Raw genomic sequence first — 21,008 nt, forward strand, 5'->3', positions numbered from 1 at the left:
GAGCTTATGCAACAACAATCAAATAAATTCACAATAATAGCTTTTAGCGCAATGCACTTAGCATGCTTAGCAATATTTTTTGTGAATTATAATATTACAGCTCTTTTAGTATTTCTTGTAACCTTTAGTATGAGAACATTTGCTCTTACTGCTGGCTATCACCGTTATTTCTCACATAAAGCTTTTAAAACATCACGAGTTTTTCAATTCATATTAGCTTTGGTGGGTACATGGGCCTCACAAAAAGGACCTCTATGGTGGTCAGGACACCATAGATATCATCATATCCACTCAGATAAAGAAACAGATATGCACTCTCCTAAAAATGGTGTTTTTCAAGCTCATGTAGGCTGGGTTTTTGAAGCAAGAAGTGATGAAGTAGATCCTAAGTTTATTAAAGACTGGGTTAAATATCCTGAGATAGTATGGCTTGATAAATATGCTCATGAATCTTTTGCACTATACTTAGTTGGACTTTTTATACTAGGCAGTTGTATTAGCTACTTCTATCCGACTCTTGAAACTTCGGGATTAGCTTTTGTATTTTGGGGTGGTATATTAAGCACAGTACTACTTTATCATACTACTTTTAGTGTAAATTCAATTTGCCATATTTTTGGTTCTAGAGATTACCAGACTACTGATAATAGTCGTAACAATTGGTTAATCGCGCTAATAACATTTGGTGAAGGCTGGCATAATAATCATCACAAATTTGCATACTCAGTAAGAAACAACCTTAAGTTCTGGCAGCTAGACATGACATATATGATCTTATATGTACTTAAGAAATTTAGAGTTGTCTGGGATTTTAAACAACCTAAGAAAACTGCTTAGATATATAATGATATATTTACAGCATTAAGAATGCTTTGAATAAAACTCTCTCCAAGTGTCTATCAATGCTCTATAAGATTTACCCGTAACTTTTCTACATAAATCTCTTGTACTATGACAATCTGATTCTGCAGTATCTCCTAATTCAAGTCGATTTACTTCTATTTGAAGTAAATGGAAATTCCTACGGTTTACAGCAAATTTTAATGAAAATAAGAACCCTATTACAATAAGAACCAAAGGTACTAATACAAATACCCAGTGTAAGTAAAATAGAGTTTCTGGTGTTTGGACTGCTGCATTTTTTTTATAACCGATGACTGTCAACAAAAGCCCTATTCCCGGTAATATTAAAACGCCTTGGGAAAATTTTCTAGCAAATGACATTGCACCAGCATATATCCCTGTTCTTCTCTTACAGCTCATTAATGTATCAACTTCTGTAACAAAACTAAGCATTGTCATAGGCATTACATAACATGCAGATAAACCCAATCCTATTAAGCCGAAGTGAAGGCTTACTGTAAATGGAGAAGCATTCTCAGGAGTTAAGTTTATTAGAGCAACTACAGCTAAAAACCAAATACAAGCACCTATTCTATAAGCTGTTGCCTTACTATACTTACTTGCAATAAATATATACACTGGCAGAACTATTAATTGTACTATCCACATTGAGCTTACATATGACATTAACTCAGGCTTATCTAAATATACATTTATATAATAAGCTGAAAAACTCATAAGAATATCTAAACCAGCAAATGCAAATAAGTACAATCCAAGATGATAACGAAATGTCTTATTTTTAATAGCTGAGAAAAAGCTAATAAAACCACTTAATGGCACCATAAACCATCTTAGACTTTTCTCTTTATAGTTATTTTTAGGAGGTATCTCACTTGTACCTAGAAATACTATTACCCAAACGCTTGCATAAAGTATTGCAAATACTGTAGCCATAACTACATAAGCTTTGGCACTATATGAAAAGCTTACTAAAAGTAAAGGTGCAATAGCTGTAGATAGTATTGCTGAAAACTGAGATGATCCCATTCTAAAAGCTGAGAGATATACTCTTTCTTTATAGTCATGACTCATATCTGCCGCTAAAGATGCATATGGAGTATCAAGTATCGAGTAAATAAAATCAAACACACAATACATTACTAAATAGTATATAAATACATGAGACTCATTAGAATGATCTGCATTAACATGCATAGGAGTCATCCACAAAGGAATAAACGTAAACAATATAGGAATAAAACCAATCAAGAAAAATACTCTTCTACGGCCAAAACGCGAACGAATCCTATCTGATAGATTCCCTACTATCGGGTCAACAATAGCTAACCAAAAACGCCCTAAACCAAATATAAGTCCTGCTAGCCATGGAGATAAACCAACATTATTTGTTAGAAATATTAAAAAGAAAGTCCCTATAAGAGTAAAGGCACCTCCTCCAAAGACATCACCTAAACCATAGGCAAAATAATTACGTAGTTTTAATTTCATTAATCATACACTCCAGATTTATTAATTAGAAATACAAGCAATTATCTTACTTATTGAGATATAGAAGCACAGATTTTTCTTTCACCTTCATAAGGTTGGCGAGAATGCAAAACTGTATTATTATTAATCCATATTACATCACCTTTATGCCATTTAAATGCAACTGCATCTTTTTCAGCAGCTTCTACCAGTTTATGCATAACTTTAGGATCTAAATATTCACCATCACCTGTTACTACAGACTTTTCTCCAGAGTTTCTAGCATCATTCCAACCTGTATAGACAGCTATCATTGAGTTAAAAAATGTTTTTTGCTGTGTTTGCTCATCAAACCTAACAGCTGGTAAAACTGCTGTGATTGTCTTTAGATTATCATTGTCTAACCACTCCCACTCTGTACCAAGCTCTTTCATTACTTTCTCAGCTTCTTCTTTAGTCTCACACTGAAAAGTTTCTTTCCATGATCTTCCAATAGCTGATTTAGCGTCTGTCTCAGGCGGCATCACACGAATATATCTGACACCTTTATTCTCTATCATATTTGCATACTCAGGATCTATGTCAATAAAACTTTTATAAAGTAAGTTTGATTGTAGGATTGGCGTAGCACCTCCTTTTTCTGCAGCAATATGACAATAGAAAAAAATATTTTTAGGTGGGTTTGGAGTTTGTGCCATCTCATGGTGAAATGGAATACTTTCACTAGATGGTGACTCATTAGCTGTTAATACTCTACCATTTGTCATTTTATTACGTGGAGCAGCTCCTCCAACATATCCCATACGAGGAAACTCAGCTATATCTAGCATTTCCTCAAAAGTTTGTGCTTCATCAACAGGAAAGTCTCTAAATAGTATCGCATCATGTTCTAATAATAAGTCTTTTAGCGCATCTTTATTTTCTTCCACCCAGCCTAAAAACTCTTCACTAGAAGTCACTTGTCCATCATTTTTTAGGACATAAGGGAAAGGCTTACCATTAGTAGTTCTTTGCTCTTGTATATGCTCATTTTTAAATACCATAATTAAACTTCCTTTAATGTAAATAAAACAACTATTTAATCTAAACTATCACTTAGTAATTTGTTAAGGAAGGATTTTTTATTGTAAATTAGTATTTTTTTTTATAAGATTTTCTTAATCAAATATGTTTCCACTTCTAAAAAAATTAAGGAAAAATTATGCTAAAAAACAATTTTGCTTTAGGTTTCTGGCGCCTAGATGATGCTAAACTATCTCAAAAACAAACTATTGAGCTAGTCGAAAAAGCTCTCGATTTAGGTATCTCAACAATGGATCATGCTGATATTTATGGAGAATATAAGTGCGAAAAACTTTTTGGTGATGCTTTACAAAACCATTCTCATCTACGTGATAAAATGCAGATAGTCAGTAAGTGTGGTATTAAATTTGAGTGTGACTTCACTCCAAATAATAAAGTCAAACACTACGACTTATCTCCAGCAAGTATTATAGAATCTGCTGAAAACTCTCTAAAAAATCTACGTGTTGATTACCTTGATCTACTATTAGTACATAGACCTAGCCCTCTTATGAATGCCGAAGTAATTGCCAAAACTTTTGAAAAATTACGTAAAGAAGGTAAAGTAAAAGAGTTTGGTGTATCAAACTTTACCCCATCGCAATTTAGCTTATTAAACAGCTATATTCCTCTAAAAACAAACCAAGTTGAGATATCAGTACTACATACAGATACTTTTTATGATGGTACCTTAGATCAATTACAACAACACAAGATTCGTCCTATGGCATGGTCACCTTTAGCAGGTGGTAAAATTTTTAACCCTGAAACAGCTAAGGAAAAAGAGCTTGTTGCATTTATGCAAACTCTAGTTGCTAAGTATGGTGTAAATAGCATTGATCAAATTGCTATGGCGTGGTTACTTAAGCATCCAACAAATCCTCAAGTAATTATAGGCAGTCAAAATATCTCAAGATTAGAAAATACTGTTAAATCACAAGAAATAGACTTAGATGTTCAAGATTGGTTTAAGATCTTAGAAATTTCAAATGGGCATGAAGCTCCTTAAAATAATTAACTATTCACTTTCTGTTCACTTCTTTCTAATAAAGTAAATACCCCTATCAATAAAAGTAAAATAAATAAAGGTAAAATTGTTACTAGAGCAAATGAAGTTATACCTCCTATACTACCAAATAATATACCTGTAACCTTAGAAGCTAAAGCAGATTCTAATGCACCAAATAAAATAATTACGATCATCATAAGTGCATGTTTATTTAAAGGTAACTTAGTTAGTATAACTGAACATAGGGTTGGTAATATCGGGCCAATAAAAAAGCCAACAAGAGGCAACAAATAAGCATTTATTGGTGCACTAAATATACTAGAAACATCTCTTCCAGACCCAGGTTCAATTGAGAGCAACACCGCACTTAACAATACAATTGAAATTATTAGATACACGCTAAATAGTTTCTTCCAACTAACTCGCTTTAAAATAAAAGAACCAAATAACCTTCCTATTGCAAAAGAAAAAGTTAAAATGCTCGCCATTTGAATACTAATATAATGTGGAAGCTCTAAGATTTTGTTATTAAACTGAGGCAACCAACTACCCATCCCTTGTTCAATAGACTCCTCCATCCCCATCATAATTAAAAAAACTAATACACTTGGGAAAAGAATTAGTTTTAATAATGATTTAAACTTTGCAAAGCCCATATTTGAATCAACTTTTTTATCCTCAGTTAATAACGATTCATCAATTCTTGTAAAAGACCATACTAAGGCAACCACCAAAGTAAAACCACAGAATAAATAAAAAATAAGCAGCCAGTTTCCTAATTTCATAAATAAAGAATAAAGTAACATACCTATTGAAAATGAAAACATATAAACACCTTCAACAAAGTTAATAAAACTTGCATGCTCTTTGGGGTTATTTGTAGCTAAAGATGTATAAGAGTAAACAAACATTTTAGAAAAAGTGAAGATTACTCCTGCTAAAATCAGATAAAATCTTATTGTCCATATTGAGTTAAAAAGTGGTACAAGGAAACAATATAATGCAATAATACATAGTGCCAAGATAAGTCCTCTTTTCAACCCTAGCTTATTGGTTATATATATAACAGCAAAAGCAAAAATAATCTTCGAAATCTGATAGTATGATTCCAATGATCCTGCAGCACTATATGAGATATGATAAACCTCAACACCTTGCATAACAAAAGTCGATAAACCACAAATTAAGAATGCTGTTAAGATATAGGTAGCAACAAGCTTTACTTTTATATTTAAATTTGAGTATTCTTTTTTGTACATTGGTATGCCTTATATTTTATTAGTCCAAATCAAAATGCTTCAATAGATATAACCAACTAATGGTAGCTCCAGGCCATGCAAACCAATATCTTGTATTTACTTTTCCAGTATCAGGATATACAGACTCTGAAAAAAGTCCGTCTTTTTGTAGTATTTTATCGAGTGTTGTCACAGTCTCACACCACAATTTCTCATTTTTTGATACTAATGATATTGCAAGAAGTTGAGCTGTCCCTAATGGCCAATGCCCCTTAGCATGGTCTGATCCCAACCCGCCAATTTCCCCAGAATAATATCCTCTATTCTCAGCAGAGAATGACCATTTAATAGTATTATAAAATACCTCATCGTCTACTTTGATAAAGCCCCAATAAGGAGCTAAAGCTGTTGGTAAATCGTTAGCATCATGATAAAGCTCATGATTTTGTAAATCTGTCGTATAGCAGAAAAGCTTTTTACCATTATGTTCAGTAATCATATATTTCATAATATCTGCTTTGATACTATAAGCTATCTGACCAAAATCTTTTTTTGAAAATGAATATTCTAAATCTAGCTTATTCAAACACTCAAAAGTACGCCAAGCTAATATTTGAGTTGAAAAATGATATGGATACAAGACAGGGTCATCAGCAGGATTTTCTTCGGTTTTAAATAAAAACACGTCATCTGCTTTTTCAGATAATAAAATATCACTTAACTGATCTAGTTTGCAAAAAAATGGCTTTATCTTTTCAACTAAATCTGGACAAGTTTTAAGTAAATCATATACTTCTAAAATTGGATAACATTGCTGATCAAACTGAAAAACCTTATCTTTAACTTTTCCATTAATAACATGTGATCTGCCCCACCCATCATTAGTCATATAGGTAAACAACCAGTAAATATGCGAAAGCATATAATCTTTTATTTCAGTCTGATTGGTAATCCTAAACACAGATTCTAACAATTTAAACATGAAATAGTTGTCACGGTTCCAAGTCAGAGGTAGTGACTGATGATCAGTAATCATTGCACCATTCTCTTTTAAGCAACAACACCCATATGTGTAAGCAAAATTTCTAGAAATTATATAGCTCTGTCGTTCGTCATCGAGCTTAATTTGAAATTTTTTCCAATATTGTGCATTTAATTTTTCAAATTTTTGGATATTAGCAAATGACAAAGAGCTATTATGTAATTTTTCTTTATTGTCTGAAAGACTATAGCAAACATAGATTTCCATTTGTGAGTTTTTATCTAAATCAAACTTTGCAGTATTGTCTATATATACAGGTTTATTCGAATTATCGATAGTATCTGGCAAATTCCAGTTAATACTCGAACTACTAATCAACGAGACTTTAAGATAACTACCGGTACCTAATTCATCAATCATAAATGTATGATCATCGATCTTCTGATAAAGGTTATTAGTTTCAGGAAATGCAATAGGGCCATTTTCAGTTATCTGTGCATAGCTAGCACGTATAATACCCCACAACCCATTTAAACTTACACTAATCAGCTGACAAGCAGTATCTTGGTTTTTAATCGAATATTTCTGTATTAACAAATTACTTTTAGGTACTGTAAATATTGATAGAGAAATTGAAATTTGGTTTAAAGATGTTTGACTAAATAAGCTATTTGTTTGATCGTATATAACTAAATCAGAGAGGTTAATTCTTTCATTAGATCTATTAAAGTCTAATCCATAACCCTTCTCTGCAGTTTTATTACTCAAAAAACTATTTCTATATGACCTTACAAAACTTGGATCATACCACTTGCCTTCAGGAAAACGCTGCAAAGGGGCAAGCTTAACAATACCATGTTTATTATGCGTAGTATTCAGTGAAATAATTTTTCCTTGAGGTGAAATAGATGACATAATATAGCCATTACCTAGATCATACGGTTTAGTTAATGATTCGCTATTTTTATTTATTTTGCCCATTTTGCGCTAATTTACTTATACCTATATTTATATAAGTTACATTAAAGCATCTTCCATAAAAAGTGAAATGTATAAAAATAATTTATGAAACTAAATAAACTATATAGACCAACCTAGAACAGTTGATGAAGTTACAAGATCTAATAATACTATTTATCTTCTAAGATTTTTCTTTGGTTTTTACTTTTTCCTTATTTTTTCTACGGCGTCTTGCTCTCTTCTTTTTAACCTTTTTATTTTTCTTTGTTTTTTTAGCTGATGGTCTCTCAGTAGCACTTGCATCAAAAGGCTTACTAATACGAGGATCATATAATTCAAAATCGATATGTATCCTATCTAAGTCAGCTCTAACAACCCTTACTGTTATATCTTGACCAATTTTATAAACTTTGTGAGTTCTTTTACCTATAAGTATATCTTTAGTTTCATCATAGATGTAATAATCCCCCGGAATAGCTGAGACATGTATTAAACCTTCTATATACATATCTTTGAGCTCAGCAAAAAGTCCCAAACCATTAACATGCTTAACTTGTGCCTCTAAAACATGACCAATATAATCTTGCATAAAGTAACATTTAAGCCAATTTTCCACCTGCTTAGAAGCTCCATCAGCATTACGCTCTTGTTGTGAAGCATTATCACAAATATTAGCTAATTCAGAATCTTTATAATCTGCCCCACCATGCTTATATTCGTTAATAATTGATTTGATAATTCTATGGACTACTAAATCAGGATACCTTCTAATTGGTGAAGTAAAATGGGTATATTCGTTATACGCTAAACCAAAGTGTCCATCATTGTTTATACTATATACTGCTTGATTCATACTACGCAAAGTCATCATCTGAATATCATCATAATCGGCTCGATCTTTTATACTATCAAGCATTTCAGATAAAGCTTTCGGTGTAACCTTACCATCTTTACCATAAGCTAGATGTATACCATGCCTTGATAGATATTTTTTCAGAGTCTCCATACGATCTTCTTTAGGCTCACTATGGACTCTAAATGGCGAAGTTTTCTTATGCTTAATCATAAATTTAGCAGCTGCAACGTTTGCCACAAGCATACATTCTTCAATCAACCTGTGAGCATCATTACGATGTCTTGGGATAATTGACTCTATATGATTATGTTCGTTAAGTATTATTCGTGTTTCAACAGTATCAAAATCTATTGCTCCTCTTATTTCCCTAGCATCATGCAACACATTAAATAACTCATATAAATCAAATAAGTTAGGTACTAGCTCAGGAGTTTTCTCAACAATAGTATTTTGTTTTTTCTCTAAAAGCTTAGCAACTTCTGTATAAGTAAGTCTCGCTTTTGAGTTAATTACTGCTGAATAAAACTTATACCTTGAGAGCTTGCCTTGCTTACTGATATTCATCTCACAAACAAGTGAATATCGATCTTCCTCAGGTCTTAATGAGCATAGTCCATTAGATAATTTTTCAGGCAGCATAGGTATAACATAACCAGGAAAGTAGACCGAAGTTGAACGACGTTTTGCATCTAAATCTAATGCAGAATCTTTTGCTACATAATTTGATACATCAGCAATTGCAACATATAACTTCCAACTACCACTTTTAGTCTTATGCGCATATACTGCATCATCAAAATCTTTAGCATCTTCACCATCTATAGTTACAAAATGCTTATTGCGTAGATCAATTCTACTACCAACAGACACATCTTCAGAGATATCATCTAAATATCTAAGTGCTTTTTTACTCCATTGTTCAACTAAATCATATTTTTGCGTAGCCATCATCATTGCCTCTTTGACAGGTGATACGGCTTCGACTTCTTGCTTAAATTTAGCAACAGCGCAACTATTTACGCTTGGTTGAACTACTATTTCTGCTTCTATTAATGAATTATGTTCGATCTTTTCTTTTGGAGGTAAAAGAACTATATCATTAGTTATATTTTTGCTTATTGGTTTTAAAAAGTGACAATCAAAACTTTTATAATAATACCCTGTAACAGTCTTTTGAGCTCTTGAAACAATAGTTTTTATTTCGGCCTCAATCTTGCCTCTCTTATTAACACCTAAAACTTTAGCGGTAACTTCATCACCAACCATTACCAATTTTGATTGATGTGATAAAATACCAACTTTTGTATTTAAAGTATTACTAAATAATTCTAAACGAGAATCTCTATCAGATGTAACTTTTGAAGTTATATAAATAGGAACCATCTCTGGCAGACTATAGTATGACTTATCCTTCTCTAACTGCTCATCTCTAACCATTGCTCCAAGGCGATTAACTAACCCGTCAAACAGACTCTTCTTAAAAATCTCTAATGCTGTTGCTATATTTTCGATACTCACAGGTAATTTAGTATCTTTTATATAGTTTAGTATAACCTCTCTACTTGGTATTGGGTTATCGTATTTTTGTGCTTCTAGATCCCTATTTGGATCATTTTGTATGCTATATTTACTCACTTATCAATATATCCTGATCAAAAAATTTTTTACTTATTAATTTACCTTTCTCAAATTCAGCTATAGCAACAAACTTTCCGTCATCATATATTCTAACTGTTTTATCTAAGTTTGGTTTATCTGCTAAGAGCCCTCTTTTATATAAATCATCTTTCTCTTTTTCTTCAAGAGAATATATCGGCTTATCAACAAACACACTCTCTATACTAGCTATACTAGCAATTTTTTCTTCAAAGTTTAAATCTTTTAGTTGCTCAAGGGTAAATGCTTGATCTAAATCAAAAGGACCACTTAGGGTTCTTTGTAAAGCTACTAGATGTCCGCCACAACCTAACGCTTTACCTACATCTATAGCTAAACTCCTGATATAGGTTCCTTTAGAACATTTAACTCGCACTCTTATAGTAGTTTCAGAGAAACCTAGCAGTTCTAATTCATATATTTTTATACAACGTGGTTTTATCTCAACTTTTTTACCTTCTCTAGCAAGTTTGTATAATGGCTGTCCATTATACTTAAGAGCTGAATACATTGGGGGTACTTGAGATATTTCACCACGAAATTGTCTTAACACATCCTCAATTAAAGATTCTGTTAAAGTTGGTATATTCTGATTTTCAGCAATCACATTACCTTCAGCATCACCGCTATCAGTTTCAACACCTAATTTAATAGTCGCGATATATTCTTTATCTGCATCAAGTAGGTATTGAGCAATTTTAGTAGCTCTACCAAAACATATAGGTAGAACTCCGGTTGCCATAGGATCTAATGTTCCTGTATGACCAGCTTTCTGAGCATTAAATAAGTATTTTAGTTGTTGAAGAATTTTATTTGAACTAATATCTTTAGATTTATCGACTACTATTACACCATTTAGATTTAATCTATTTTTTTTCATGTAAGCCTTGCTTTGCTAATATTTCTATCATTTTTCCAGCAGCTTGTTGCTCTGCCTTTCTACGTGATGTCCCCTGAGCCACCACATCAATATTTAACTCTTTTGAATTCGCTTTAACAGTAAAAACTTGCTCATGATCTTTACCTTCTATAGTCTCAATACTATACTCTGGCAAACTTAAAGAATTTTGTAAAAGAATTTCTTGAAGCTTTGATTTGTTATCTTTTATTTTAACGTTATTTAAATTAATATTTGCTATTACATCTTTATACCAACTCAGTACAACTTTTCTAACAGTTACAAAATCACTGTCTAAATAAATCGCCCCAATTATAGCTTCAAAGATATCTTCAAGTATTTTTTCTCTTTTTTGTCCGCCTTGTTCACTCGCACCCAAGATAACATACTCGTTTATATTAAACTGCAAGGCTAATTGAGCCAAGGTCGCACCTTTGACAAGTTTTGATCTTATCTGAGAAAGTTTTCCCTCTGCTAAATCTGGAAATTTATGGTACAACTCCTCGGCTATCACGAAGCCTAGTATTGAATCCCCTAGAAACTCTAATCTTTCATAGTTTTTCTTCGTTTTGCTACGATGAGTCAAAGCTCTTAACAAAAGTGTTTGATCTTTAAACTTATAACCAAGAATATTGTAAAATCTAGAGTATTCAGGAGCCATTTTATCTAAAAGACCTTACCAATTTGATCCCAACGAACTTTTTTATCTATTTTATTCCAGCTCATCCATACTAATTTAGCCTTACCAACTAAATCTTTCTCTGGAACAAATCCCCAGTAGCGACTATCTTCACTGTTATCACGGTTATCACCCATAACAAAGTAGTGTCCTGCAGGGACTCTCAAATCTTCAAAATCATTACCTTTAACAGATTCTATCCAGTCAACCTGATGTTTAACTCCATCTAAATCTTCAGTACAAACCGTATCTCCAGCTCCATTTGACCTAGATTGATTATAATAATTTACAGCATCTTTATCACAATCAGTATATTTAAGCTTCTGTCCATTTATTGTCAACATCTTATCTTTATAAGAGATTACATCGCCAGGAAGCCCAATAACTCTTTTAACAAAATCAACATTTGGATTAACAGGGAAATGAAACACTACTATATCACCGCGTTTAGGCTCACTCATGCTTATTAAAGTCTCATTTGAAAATGGTGCTCTAATACCATATGCTGTTTTATTAACAAAAATAAAATCACCTACTGGTAATGTCGGAGTCATAGACGCTGTTGGAATAAGAAAGTTTCCAATAAAAAAAGTCCTAATAAAAAACACTATAATAAAAACACTAAATAACGACCTTGCTTGATCTGCAATAAACGGAGCTTTTAAGCCATTATCTTTATAAAATTGTCTTTTTTGCTTTTTAGTAAGTCCTTCCAAATGTTCTTTGTAAGGGGAAAGTCTTGTTTTCTGGAAAAAGAAATAATCTATTGCGTAGATCAAACCAGTAGCTATAGTTAGAAACAATAGCCAAAATGTAAATCCCAGGTTTATAAAATAATCAAATATTTGCATAAGATTACTTAACTACTTTATCCTTTTGTACAAAATAGCCAACCCCTCTTATTGTCTGAATAAAGCCTGGGATATTTAGTTTCTTTCTTAAGTTGTGCATATGTACTTCTAAAGTGTTTGTATCCATTTCTTTATCAGTAGCATAAACTTCTTCTAAAAGCTGTGTTTTTGGCACAACTCGTCCAGCATTTTGGACTAAAATAGTTAAAAGTGCTAACTCTTTTTTAGATACAGAAATAATCACACCATCTTTAGTAACTGTTTCCGAGCTAGGATTAAAACTATAATCACCAAACTTAATTTCTTCAGTAACTTTTTTACCAGTTCTTTTATCTATTCTACGAGAAACAGCCTTAATTCTAGCTATTAACTCTTTAAGTTCAAACGGTTTAGTTAGGTAATCATCCGCACCAAGATCTAGACCCTTAATTCTGTCTTCTAGGCCATCTCTAGCAGTTAAAAGAAGAATAGGTACTTTCACACCTCTGTTTCTAACATTTCTAAGAACTTCTAGACCTGTCTTAATTGGTAGGCCTATATCCAATACTACTAGATCATAAAGACCGGACTCTATAAAAGTCTGTGCCGCCTCGCCATCAGAAACCAAATTAACAATAAATCCTTCTTTCTGTAAAGCTTCTAGTAATCCTTCTCCAAGATTCAGATCATCTTCCGCTAATAGTAGTCTCATAGTTTTTATATACCTTTAATTATATTTATTAAAAAATCAATTATATTTAGACAACACAAGTGTCATGATAATTATACCCTACAAGGTAACTAAAGCAAACGTTTATTTAACGTTAAGATAACTATAACAACTAGAATTTGGCCTTATTATTATAAGCTATCGTCAAACTCTTTGGTCAATTCTTTAGCCCTATTGATATTTGCTTTAATTGCTTTATCTACAATGCATCCAAGGTCATTTTCTTCAAATACTTTTAAAGCCTCAAATGTTATTCCATTTTTCGATGTAACATTTTTTCTTAATGTAGCTATATCTTCATCATTATTTAAAGCCATTTGTGCTGCTCCTAGACATGTCTGAGCAACTAACTCTTCTGCTTGCTTTTTTTCCAACCCTCTACTAATAGCTGCATTAATCATATGTTCCATAAACTGAAAATAATAAGCAGGTCCTGAGCTAGCTACTGCAGCAATAATATCAATTTCACTCTCATCCTCAACAACAGTTACTACACCCATAGTCTTCATAATATCTATAACCAACTCTTTATGAGAGTTATCAATATTATCATTAAAGTACACTCCCGTAGCTCCATAGCCTAAACTACTAGGTGTGTTTGGGATAGCTCTGACAAAGGCTATTTCTTTATTAAAAAGCTTTTCATATGCATTTGTTTCTATTCCTGCAGCAACTGTAACAATTATTTGTTTAGCAGTAACTAAATCTCTAATTTCTTTGATAAGATCAACCATACCTTGTGGCTTAATTGCTAATATTAGAATATCTGCTTGTTTAGCTGTTTCAACCAAAGATTTTGATGCGGAAATAGAATATTTTTGAGCTAAATTCTCTCTCTTCTTATCATTTCTATCAAAAACAATAATATCACTGGCATTGTAACCATGACTAACCATTCCGGCTATCATTGCCGATGCCATATTACCACCACCAATAAAACATATTTTCATAACAATTTCCCTCTTTTAATTTATTTAAACCATTAAAGGATAACATTTACAATAAATATTGCTAATATATATCAATGCTAAAACCCTTCAAACTTATTAAAATGAAAGAAATAGTTCTTGCATCAAGCAATAAAGGTAAAATTAAAGAGTTTAAAAAAATATTTGCAGAAATAAATATAAAAATAATACCTCAAACTGAATTTAATGTCCCAGATGCTGAAGAAACGGGCCTTAGTTTTATTGAAAATGCTATTTTAAAAGCTCGCAACTGTTCTGAACATACTGGCTTACCAGCGATAGCTGATGATTCAGGTTTAGAAGTTTTCTCACTAAATGGTGAGCCAGGCATATATTCAGCAAGATACTCTGGAGAGCATGGAAATGACAAAGCCAATATTATAAAACTACTAGATAAGCTAAAAGATCACTCATGTAAAAAAGCTAGATTCGTATGTGCTTTAGCATACGTAAAGCATCCATTAGATCCAACTCCTATTACAGCCGTAGGGTTTCTAAATGGAGAAATCTCAGATATTTCAAGAGGTGCTTACGGGTTTGGTTATGATCCAATCTTTATTTTACCTGAACTAAAAAAAACCTTAGCTGAAATTTCACCAGAACATAAAAACCAAGTAAGTCATAGATCTATTGCTTTAAAAAAGCTTATTAGAACTCTAACTGAAATTTAATCACATATCAGATTATCTAAATCCTTGATTGTATGTTAAAATACTATGACATGTGGGTCTTGGTTGATAATAAAACTATATAATTTTAGGTTAGAATGTGAAACATTTAAAAGCTTTTATTTATTTTATTTTATCTCATATATATTCGAGCCTATTTACTATTTTTATACCTGCCATATATCTAAAGAAACTACGCCGCAGTCTAAAAAATCCAAATTATAGAAAAAGATGGTCCGAGAGATTTGGACAAACTAGAATTCGCCTTAAAGACTGTATATGGTTACACTCTGTATCTGTTGGTGAAACAGTATCTGCTGAACCTTTGGTCAAGAAATTGATAGAAAACTATCCAGATGATAATTTTGTAATAACGACTACAACCCCTACAGGAAGTGATGTTGTTAAACGCTTATATACAGGCTACGATAATGTTCATCACCTTTATATACCTTACGACATATTCCCATTTATAAATAGTTTCTTTACAAAATTAAATCCTAAGATTTTCATTATAATTGAAACTGAAATTTGGCCAAATATATTAAATAAATGCTTTGCTGAAAACATCCCTGTAGTAATAACTAATGCAAGACTCTCAAAGAGATCTATGCGTAACTATACAAAGCTGCCTTTTGCTAAGGAGTTTTTATTTAATAAAATATCCCACGTTAATGCTCAAACAGAAAAAGATGCAAAAAGATACCACTCTTTAGGAATACCAAAAGATAGAATATCATTGACAGGAAATCTAAAATACAACCTTATTACTCCCGAAAACCTACAAGAAAAAATGTCTAGTTTAAAAGAGAGTTTAAAAGATAGACCTATTTGGATTGCTGGCAGCACCCATCAAGGTGAAGAAGAACAAATACTTAAAGCACATAGAAATATTCTAAAAAAATATCCTGAGTGCCTGCTTATTATTGTTCCAAGACACAAAGAAAGATTTTTAAGAATAGAAAAACTTATAAACGATGAAGAGTTTTCATATCAAAAAAGAAGCTTAGTTAAAGATAAAATACTTAATAGTACCGAAGTATATCTTGGCGATACAATGGGTGAACTTTTAGATTTGTATTACATCTCTGATATAGCTTTCGTTGGCGGTAGCCTTATAGATAATGGTGGTCATAATTTACTTGAACCTGCAGCTTTAGCAAAACCAATAATTAGTGGAACAAGCCTATTTAATTTTAGTAAAATATCAAAAGAACTAAAAGAGAATAATGCTTTAATAAAAGTAAAAGACCACAAAGAATTATCTGACAACGTAATAAAGATATTAAGCAACAAATCTTTTCGAGATAAATTATCTACAGGATCGCTTAAAACATTTACTAAACATAGTGATGTTTTAGACAAACAATATGACAATATTATAAAATTCTTATGAAAACTAAAAACATCTTAATGGATCTTAATAATTTTGCTGAAAAGATCTTTAGAAACATTTCCTGCCCATCCAACACGTTATTAGAAGCTATGAAATATAGCTTTTTTAGTGGTGGTAAAAGAATAAGAGCTCAGTTTGTTTATGCTATCGGGAATATTTTCAATCTAGATATAAATAACTGTCACAAAATTGCTTTTGCTATAGAGGCAATTCATACATACTCTTTGATTCATGATGACCTACCAGCTATGGACAATGATGATATACGCAGAGGCAAACCAACATGTCATATTAAGTTTAATGAAGCTACAGCAATTTTAGCTGGCGATGCTCTCCAAGCATTAGCTTTTGAAGTAATTCAGGATATTGAAGTAAACAACGTTGCTCAGCTTAAAAATATCAACAAAATTTTCTGTAGATGTAGCGGGTCTGCTGGGATGGTATCTGGTCAGCAACTAGATATTGAAGGAGAAAACAAAAAACTTAAGTTAGATGCACTAGAGACTGTTCACATTAATAAAACTGCTAGGATGTTTACAGCAAGCATACTACTTCCTTATTTAACACTAGATAACCACTGCTCTAGCACAAAGGCTTCCTTAATTAAGCTTTCTGAATTAATTGGCTTATGCTTTCAAATTAAAGATGATATTTTGGATGTTACAAAAACATCAGAAGAATTAGGAAAAACTAGCGCTAAAGATTTAGCTGCAAACAAATCAACTTATGTTTCTTTAATGGGCTTAAATAAAGCTAATGAATACCTTAAAAATAAAAAAGAGCAAATTAATACTCTTATTGAAGAATTTAAAGAAAAAAACTTAAATTTAACAGAACTTGAAGAACTTATTAACTTAGTTACTAATAGAAACTATTAATAATTTTTGCTACAATTCCGTAAATTTAGTTATAAAAACATTAAAATGCAAATCTTTCAAAAAATATATGCTTGGCTAGTCCACCTTTTTACATCTTTAGGTGCTGTATTTGGAATATTAGCTATTATCTTTTCAATTGAAGCTGCTAAGGCTAGCGTAACTAGCCAAGTAAGCTTGCATCATCATTATATTAAACTTTCTATGTTTAGCATCATCATGGCTATATTTATTGACTCTATTGATGGAAGTTTAGCTAGATTAGTTGATATTAAAAAACTAGCTCCTCTTGATGGCGCACTTTTAGATAATATCATAGACTTTACAACTTACTCTATTGTACCTTGTATTTGGATATATGTTTCAGGAGTTGTGAGCCAAGAATGGTTGATACCTACAGTAGTAATGATAACAATTTCATCATCATATCAATTCTGCCAACCTAATGCAAAAACAAATAATAACTTCTTTGTTGGATTCCCAAGCTATTGGAACGTTATAGTAATGTTTATGTTATGCTTCCAATCTTCGCAATTAATTAATGAACTTACAATTATAATACTAACAATATTCTCATTTATACCAATAAAATATATCTACCTTTCAAGAACAGAAAATATAAGCAATAACAAAACTGTAAAACTCTTTACTTTTATATTTACAATGCTAGCTTCTGCTTCAACATTTTTAGCTGTTCTTCTTTACCCTATGAGAACGCCATCTCCAATTATTAGCATTATAGTTTTATTTATGATTTTCTATGTACTATTTAGCCTTAAACTAAACATAAAACCTGTAAGAAATTAACCTATCTATTTACTGTCTCTATATGCTAATATATTACTCAAATCAATTATTTGAGTGTTGTTTATGAAAGTTCTAAGCCAAGAAGAACGCCAAAAACTTTTTGTTGAAAATATCTTCCCATATAAACATAAAATACCTCGTAAAGTTTATGAAAAACAAAAACATCACTTGCAAATAGAGTTGTTAAAATTCCAACGATGGGTAAAAGAAAATAACAAAAAAGTATTAATTATTTTTGAAGGTCGTGATGCTGCAGGTAAAGGTGGGACTATCAAACGTATGATGGAACATCTTAATCCTCGTGGTGCTAAAGTTATAGCTCTTGAGAAGCCTTCTGAAAGAGAGCGAAATCAATGGTATTTCCAACGCTATATTGAGCATCTTCCATCTGGAGGTGAAATAGTCCTTTTTGATAGGTCATGGTACAACCGTGCAGGTGTAGAAAGAGTTATGGGGTTTTGTACTGAAAGAGAATATTTCTCCTTCTTAGAACAGGCTCCTCAGCTTGAAAAAATGCTTGTTGATAGTGGTACTATGATAATCAAGTTTTGGTTCTCAGTAAGCCAGCAAGAGCAAAAAAATAGATTTATTGCGAGAGAATCACATCCCCTAAAACAATGGAAACTTAGCCCTATTGATAAAGCATCTCTAGATAAATGGGATGATTATACTGAAGCCAAAGAAAGAATGTTTATTTACACAGATAAGCCATATGCTCCTTGGGTAATCGTAAAATCAGATGATAAAAAAAGAGCGAGATTAAATGCTATAAGACATATTTTAAGCATTGTTGACTATGATAATAAAGATTCTGAAGTTGCTATTTCTCCAGATCCACTAATTGTTGGTACATCTTCAAAAATATATAAATAAAAAGGCTATATTTTAAGAAATATATATTGACTAACAGCATTATTTTAAATATAATCTTGCTTATGTTTTGGGCCTATAGCTCAGTTGGTTAGAGCGCCGGACTCATAATCCGTAGGTCGTAGGTTCGAGTCCTACTGGGCCCACCATTACATTCCATGCAATAGTAGCATACCTCTTTTTCTCTAAAATAGATTACTTACTCATTATCAGGATATATACTTGAACCTTTATGTTCAGTATCATTCCAAATTTGTTCTTCTGTTAGATCCGTTTGTATAAACTCTATTACTGCACCATTTTCTTCAACTATCGCAACCTTAAACCTTTCTATAGGAAAGTAATGCCCTAGAAGAATATTTTTACCTTTAATTGCTTCTTCTAAATTTTCCACCTTATATGCTATATGAGGCACTGTTTGAATTAACTTATCCAATGGACAGTTAGGTCCAAAGCGATGATATTGTATCCTTCCTGGTAGCTCTCCTCCTGAAGTATACATATCCATAACAGGACTATACCGCTCTCCATTGCGAGGTTCTTTGACAGGAATCCCTACGTGATGATATTCATATTTCATTTTTATAATAACTCTTTTTGACTTTCCTATAATTATAAAGCTTTTATTTCAAAATTTTACTGAAAATATTGCAACAATAATAAACCTATGGTTTATTATTAAATAATCCTATATAAACTGGATATTCTTAAATATGCTAAATCACACTCAAATCAAATATTTTGTTAAAGTTGCTCAACACTTAAACTATAAGAATGCTGCCAAAGACTTATGCATCTCCCCAACAGCTGTAAGCAAACAAATAATAGCTTTAGAAAATTATTTATCTGAAAAGTTATTCTATAGAGATACTCGAAACGTAGAACTAACTCCGTTTGGAATAATAATGTTAGATAAATGCAAAAAGTTGATTCAAGAAGCCGCGGAACTAGATGAGTTTATTGAATCTAGACAAGCAAGCCCTCAAGGACAGTTAACTATACTTGTATCAAAAATACTTGCTAAAGAGTTCATATTAGAACGCTTAGATAACTTTGTCAAAAAGTATCCCTTAATTCAATGCGAGCTAATATTCTCAGAATATGATTCAGATTTAAACCGTAAAGATATTGATATAATAGTTGGATTCCCGCAAATACCACCTATTACTGATTCTTTTAGATACAAAAGAATGCAACCGATATCAAATATCCTATGTGGATCACCAGAATTAATCAAAAAATATGGACTACCTCATTCAACAAATGATCTTTTACACTACCCCTTCATCTCCCATAGTCTAAGAAAACCTGCAACGAAACTTCCCCTAAAAAATGGTGACTATATACCTTGTTCTTCTCCAATATTATTCATTGATGACTTTAGTGCTCTTAATGAAGCGTGCAAAAAGGGTATAGGACTTTTTTTGACTGGAGATAGATTAGTAGAAAAAGATATTAAAGAAGGCTTTTTGATACAAGTACTACCAGAAGTGAAATTTAGAGAGTATGATATTTTTACTTTTTATCATGCACACGAATATGATATTCCAAAAGTAAGAGCTTTTTTAGATTTTTATCTTTGAGAAACTACTTCTATAGTATTGCTTCTAGATAATTCTGCTTGTCTTTATTTGTAAGTCTAATCTTATGTTCATTCATTAATGTACCATGAAAAGACTTACCCATAGCCTCTAGAATATCCATCATCAACTCATAACAAGTTTTAATATCATACTCCATATTAGCTAATTTTCGATAATTCATTACAGCTACAATACCATCAACTTTGTCTTGTTTTATATCAACAAATATTTGCTCTTCACTATCAGGTAAAATACTAAATATTACATCATTATAGTTAAGTTTTTGAAAGACTTTCTCATCAGTATATTTAACTCCATAATACTTTAAAAAAGTAGCTAAATCTTTTACTTCAATTTTTCCAATTCCTTCAAAATAAAGTAGTAAAAAGCCTTCTCTTAATAATGGATATTCACGTTGCACATTTTCAACATATTGATATGTAGATGAACTTTTTGCCTGCTCAAGAAGCTGCTCACCATCTTTTTGTTGAGTGCCTTCAAGAATATCTTTTTGCTTGATACGAAGACTTTTACGGTATAAGTCTACTATAATCAATACCACTAAGATTAAAACTAAAATTAACATTAACGTCATTTATCAAATACC

At 31.8% G+C, this 21,008-nt stretch carries 20 protein-coding genes and 1 tRNA gene; 9 read left to right on the forward strand and 12 right to left on the reverse strand.

Annotated features, from left to right (window positions below; genetic code table 11):
* The first annotated feature begins 6 nt into the window (after positions 1–6).
* Positions 7–837, forward strand: coding sequence for an acyl-CoA desaturase (locus AB8E56_RS00100; protein ID WP_329476678.1), 831 nt, complete (start codon positions 7–9; stop codon positions 835–837).
* A gap of 24 nt (positions 838–861) precedes the next feature.
* Here the strand turns inward: AB8E56_RS00100 and AB8E56_RS00105 are convergent, their stop codons facing one another.
* Together AB8E56_RS00105 and AB8E56_RS00110 are read right to left on the reverse strand one after the other, a co-directional pair.
* Positions 862–2,355: an MFS transporter gene (locus tag AB8E56_RS00105; RefSeq protein WP_329476680.1), complete on the reverse strand. Its 1,494-nt coding sequence runs from the start codon at positions 2,353–2,355 to the stop codon at positions 862–864.
* Between the two features lie 50 nt (positions 2,356–2,405).
* Positions 2,406–3,377: a TauD/TfdA family dioxygenase gene (locus AB8E56_RS00110; RefSeq protein WP_329476682.1), complete on the reverse strand. Its 972-nt coding sequence runs from the start codon at positions 3,375–3,377 to the stop codon at positions 2,406–2,408.
* A gap of 158 nt (positions 3,378–3,535) precedes the next feature.
* Between AB8E56_RS00110 and AB8E56_RS00115 the strand changes: the two genes are divergently transcribed.
* A complete protein-coding gene (locus tag AB8E56_RS00115; RefSeq protein WP_329476684.1) occupies positions 3,536–4,405 on the forward strand; it encodes an aldo/keto reductase in 870 nt (289 codons plus the stop codon).
* A gap of 5 nt (positions 4,406–4,410) precedes the next feature.
* Here AB8E56_RS00115 and AB8E56_RS00120 read toward each other — a convergent pair whose 3' ends face one another.
* The 8 genes from AB8E56_RS00120 to proC all read right to left on the reverse strand — a co-directional run bounded on the left by AB8E56_RS00120 (position 4,411) and on the right by proC (position 14,184).
* Positions 4,411–5,664, reverse strand: a complete 1,254-nt coding sequence (locus AB8E56_RS00120) for an MFS transporter (protein ID WP_329476687.1) — start codon at positions 5,662–5,664, stop codon at positions 4,411–4,413.
* A 19-nt stretch (positions 5,665–5,683) separates the two neighbouring features.
* Complete coding sequence (locus AB8E56_RS00125; protein ID WP_329476689.1) at positions 5,684–7,606, reverse strand: glycoside hydrolase family 125 protein; 1,923 nt, start codon at positions 7,604–7,606, stop codon at positions 5,684–5,686.
* Between the two features lie 160 nt (positions 7,607–7,766).
* The gene (gene rnr / locus AB8E56_RS00130) at positions 7,767–10,076 is read right to left on the reverse strand and encodes a ribonuclease R (RefSeq protein WP_329476691.1); all 2,310 of its coding nucleotides are present in this window, start codon (positions 10,074–10,076) and stop codon (positions 7,767–7,769) included.
* On the reverse strand, positions 10,069–10,977 hold the full coding sequence (gene truB, locus AB8E56_RS00135; RefSeq protein WP_329476693.1) for a tRNA pseudouridine(55) synthase TruB: 909 nt from the start codon (positions 10,975–10,977) through the stop codon (positions 10,069–10,071). Before truB ends, rnr begins: the two co-directional genes overlap by 8 nt.
* Complete coding sequence (gene rnc / locus AB8E56_RS00140) at positions 10,964–11,656, reverse strand: ribonuclease III (protein WP_329476695.1); 693 nt, start codon at positions 11,654–11,656, stop codon at positions 10,964–10,966. The genes truB and rnc overlap by 14 nt, the downstream gene beginning before the upstream one ends.
* Positions 11,657–11,661: 5 nt before the next feature.
* A complete protein-coding gene (gene lepB / locus AB8E56_RS00145; RefSeq protein ID WP_329476697.1) occupies positions 11,662–12,525 on the reverse strand; it encodes a signal peptidase I in 864 nt (287 codons plus the stop codon).
* 4 nt (positions 12,526–12,529) lie between these two features.
* On the reverse strand, positions 12,530–13,216 hold the full coding sequence (locus tag AB8E56_RS00150; protein ID WP_329476699.1) for a response regulator transcription factor: 687 nt from the start codon (positions 13,214–13,216) through the stop codon (positions 12,530–12,532).
* 149 nt (positions 13,217–13,365) lie between these two features.
* Positions 13,366–14,184, reverse strand: coding sequence for a pyrroline-5-carboxylate reductase (gene proC / locus AB8E56_RS00155; protein WP_329476701.1), 819 nt, complete (start codon positions 14,182–14,184; stop codon positions 13,366–13,368).
* A gap of 101 nt (positions 14,185–14,285) precedes the next feature.
* On the opposite strand from proC, the gene rdgB reads away from it, so the two are divergent.
* The 6 genes from rdgB (at position 14,286) to AB8E56_RS00185 (ending at position 18,967) form a co-directional block, all read left to right on the forward strand.
* Positions 14,286–14,873 (forward strand): RdgB/HAM1 family non-canonical purine NTP pyrophosphatase, encoded by a 588-nt coding sequence (rdgB, locus tag AB8E56_RS00160; protein ID WP_329476703.1) that lies wholly within the window; start codon positions 14,286–14,288, stop codon positions 14,871–14,873.
* 97 nt (positions 14,874–14,970) lie between these two features.
* Complete coding sequence (gene waaA / locus AB8E56_RS00165; RefSeq protein ID WP_329476705.1) at positions 14,971–16,266, forward strand: lipid IV(A) 3-deoxy-D-manno-octulosonic acid transferase; 1,296 nt, start codon at positions 14,971–14,973, stop codon at positions 16,264–16,266.
* The gene (locus AB8E56_RS00170) at positions 16,263–17,144 is read left to right on the forward strand and encodes a farnesyl diphosphate synthase (RefSeq protein ID WP_329476708.1); all 882 of its coding nucleotides are present in this window, start codon (positions 16,263–16,265) and stop codon (positions 17,142–17,144) included. The genes waaA and AB8E56_RS00170 overlap by 4 nt, the downstream gene beginning before the upstream one ends.
* A 39-nt stretch (positions 17,145–17,183) precedes the next feature.
* Positions 17,184–17,948: a phosphatidylcholine synthase gene (locus AB8E56_RS00175; RefSeq protein ID WP_329476801.1), complete on the forward strand. Its 765-nt coding sequence runs from the start codon at positions 17,184–17,186 to the stop codon at positions 17,946–17,948.
* A gap of 63 nt (positions 17,949–18,011) precedes the next feature.
* Entirely contained in the window at positions 18,012–18,821 is an 810-nt protein-coding gene (ppk2, locus tag AB8E56_RS00180) for a polyphosphate kinase 2 (protein WP_192577390.1), read from the forward strand.
* 69 nt (positions 18,822–18,890) lie between these two features.
* Positions 18,891–18,967, forward strand: a tRNA-Ile gene (locus AB8E56_RS00185).
* Between the two features lie 50 nt (positions 18,968–19,017).
* Here the strand turns inward: AB8E56_RS00185 and AB8E56_RS00190 are convergent.
* A complete protein-coding gene (locus AB8E56_RS00190) occupies positions 19,018–19,398 on the reverse strand; it encodes a helicase (protein ID WP_329476713.1) in 381 nt (126 codons plus the stop codon).
* A gap of 133 nt (positions 19,399–19,531) precedes the next feature.
* On the opposite strand from AB8E56_RS00190, the gene AB8E56_RS00195 reads away from it, so the two are divergent.
* Positions 19,532–20,401, forward strand: a complete 870-nt coding sequence (locus AB8E56_RS00195; RefSeq protein ID WP_329476715.1) for a LysR family transcriptional regulator — start codon at positions 19,532–19,534, stop codon at positions 20,399–20,401.
* Positions 20,402–20,411: 10 nt separating this feature from the next.
* Here the strand turns inward: AB8E56_RS00195 and AB8E56_RS00200 are convergent, their stop codons facing one another.
* Positions 20,412–20,996, reverse strand: a complete 585-nt coding sequence (locus AB8E56_RS00200) for a cell division protein ZipA C-terminal FtsZ-binding domain-containing protein (protein WP_329476717.1) — start codon at positions 20,994–20,996, stop codon at positions 20,412–20,414.
* Positions 20,997–21,008 lie beyond the last annotated feature (12 nt).

The sequence above is a fragment of the Francisella sp. 19X1-34 genome, assembly GCF_041102755.1.
Classification (GTDB): domain Bacteria; phylum Pseudomonadota; class Gammaproteobacteria; order Francisellales; family Francisellaceae; genus Francisella.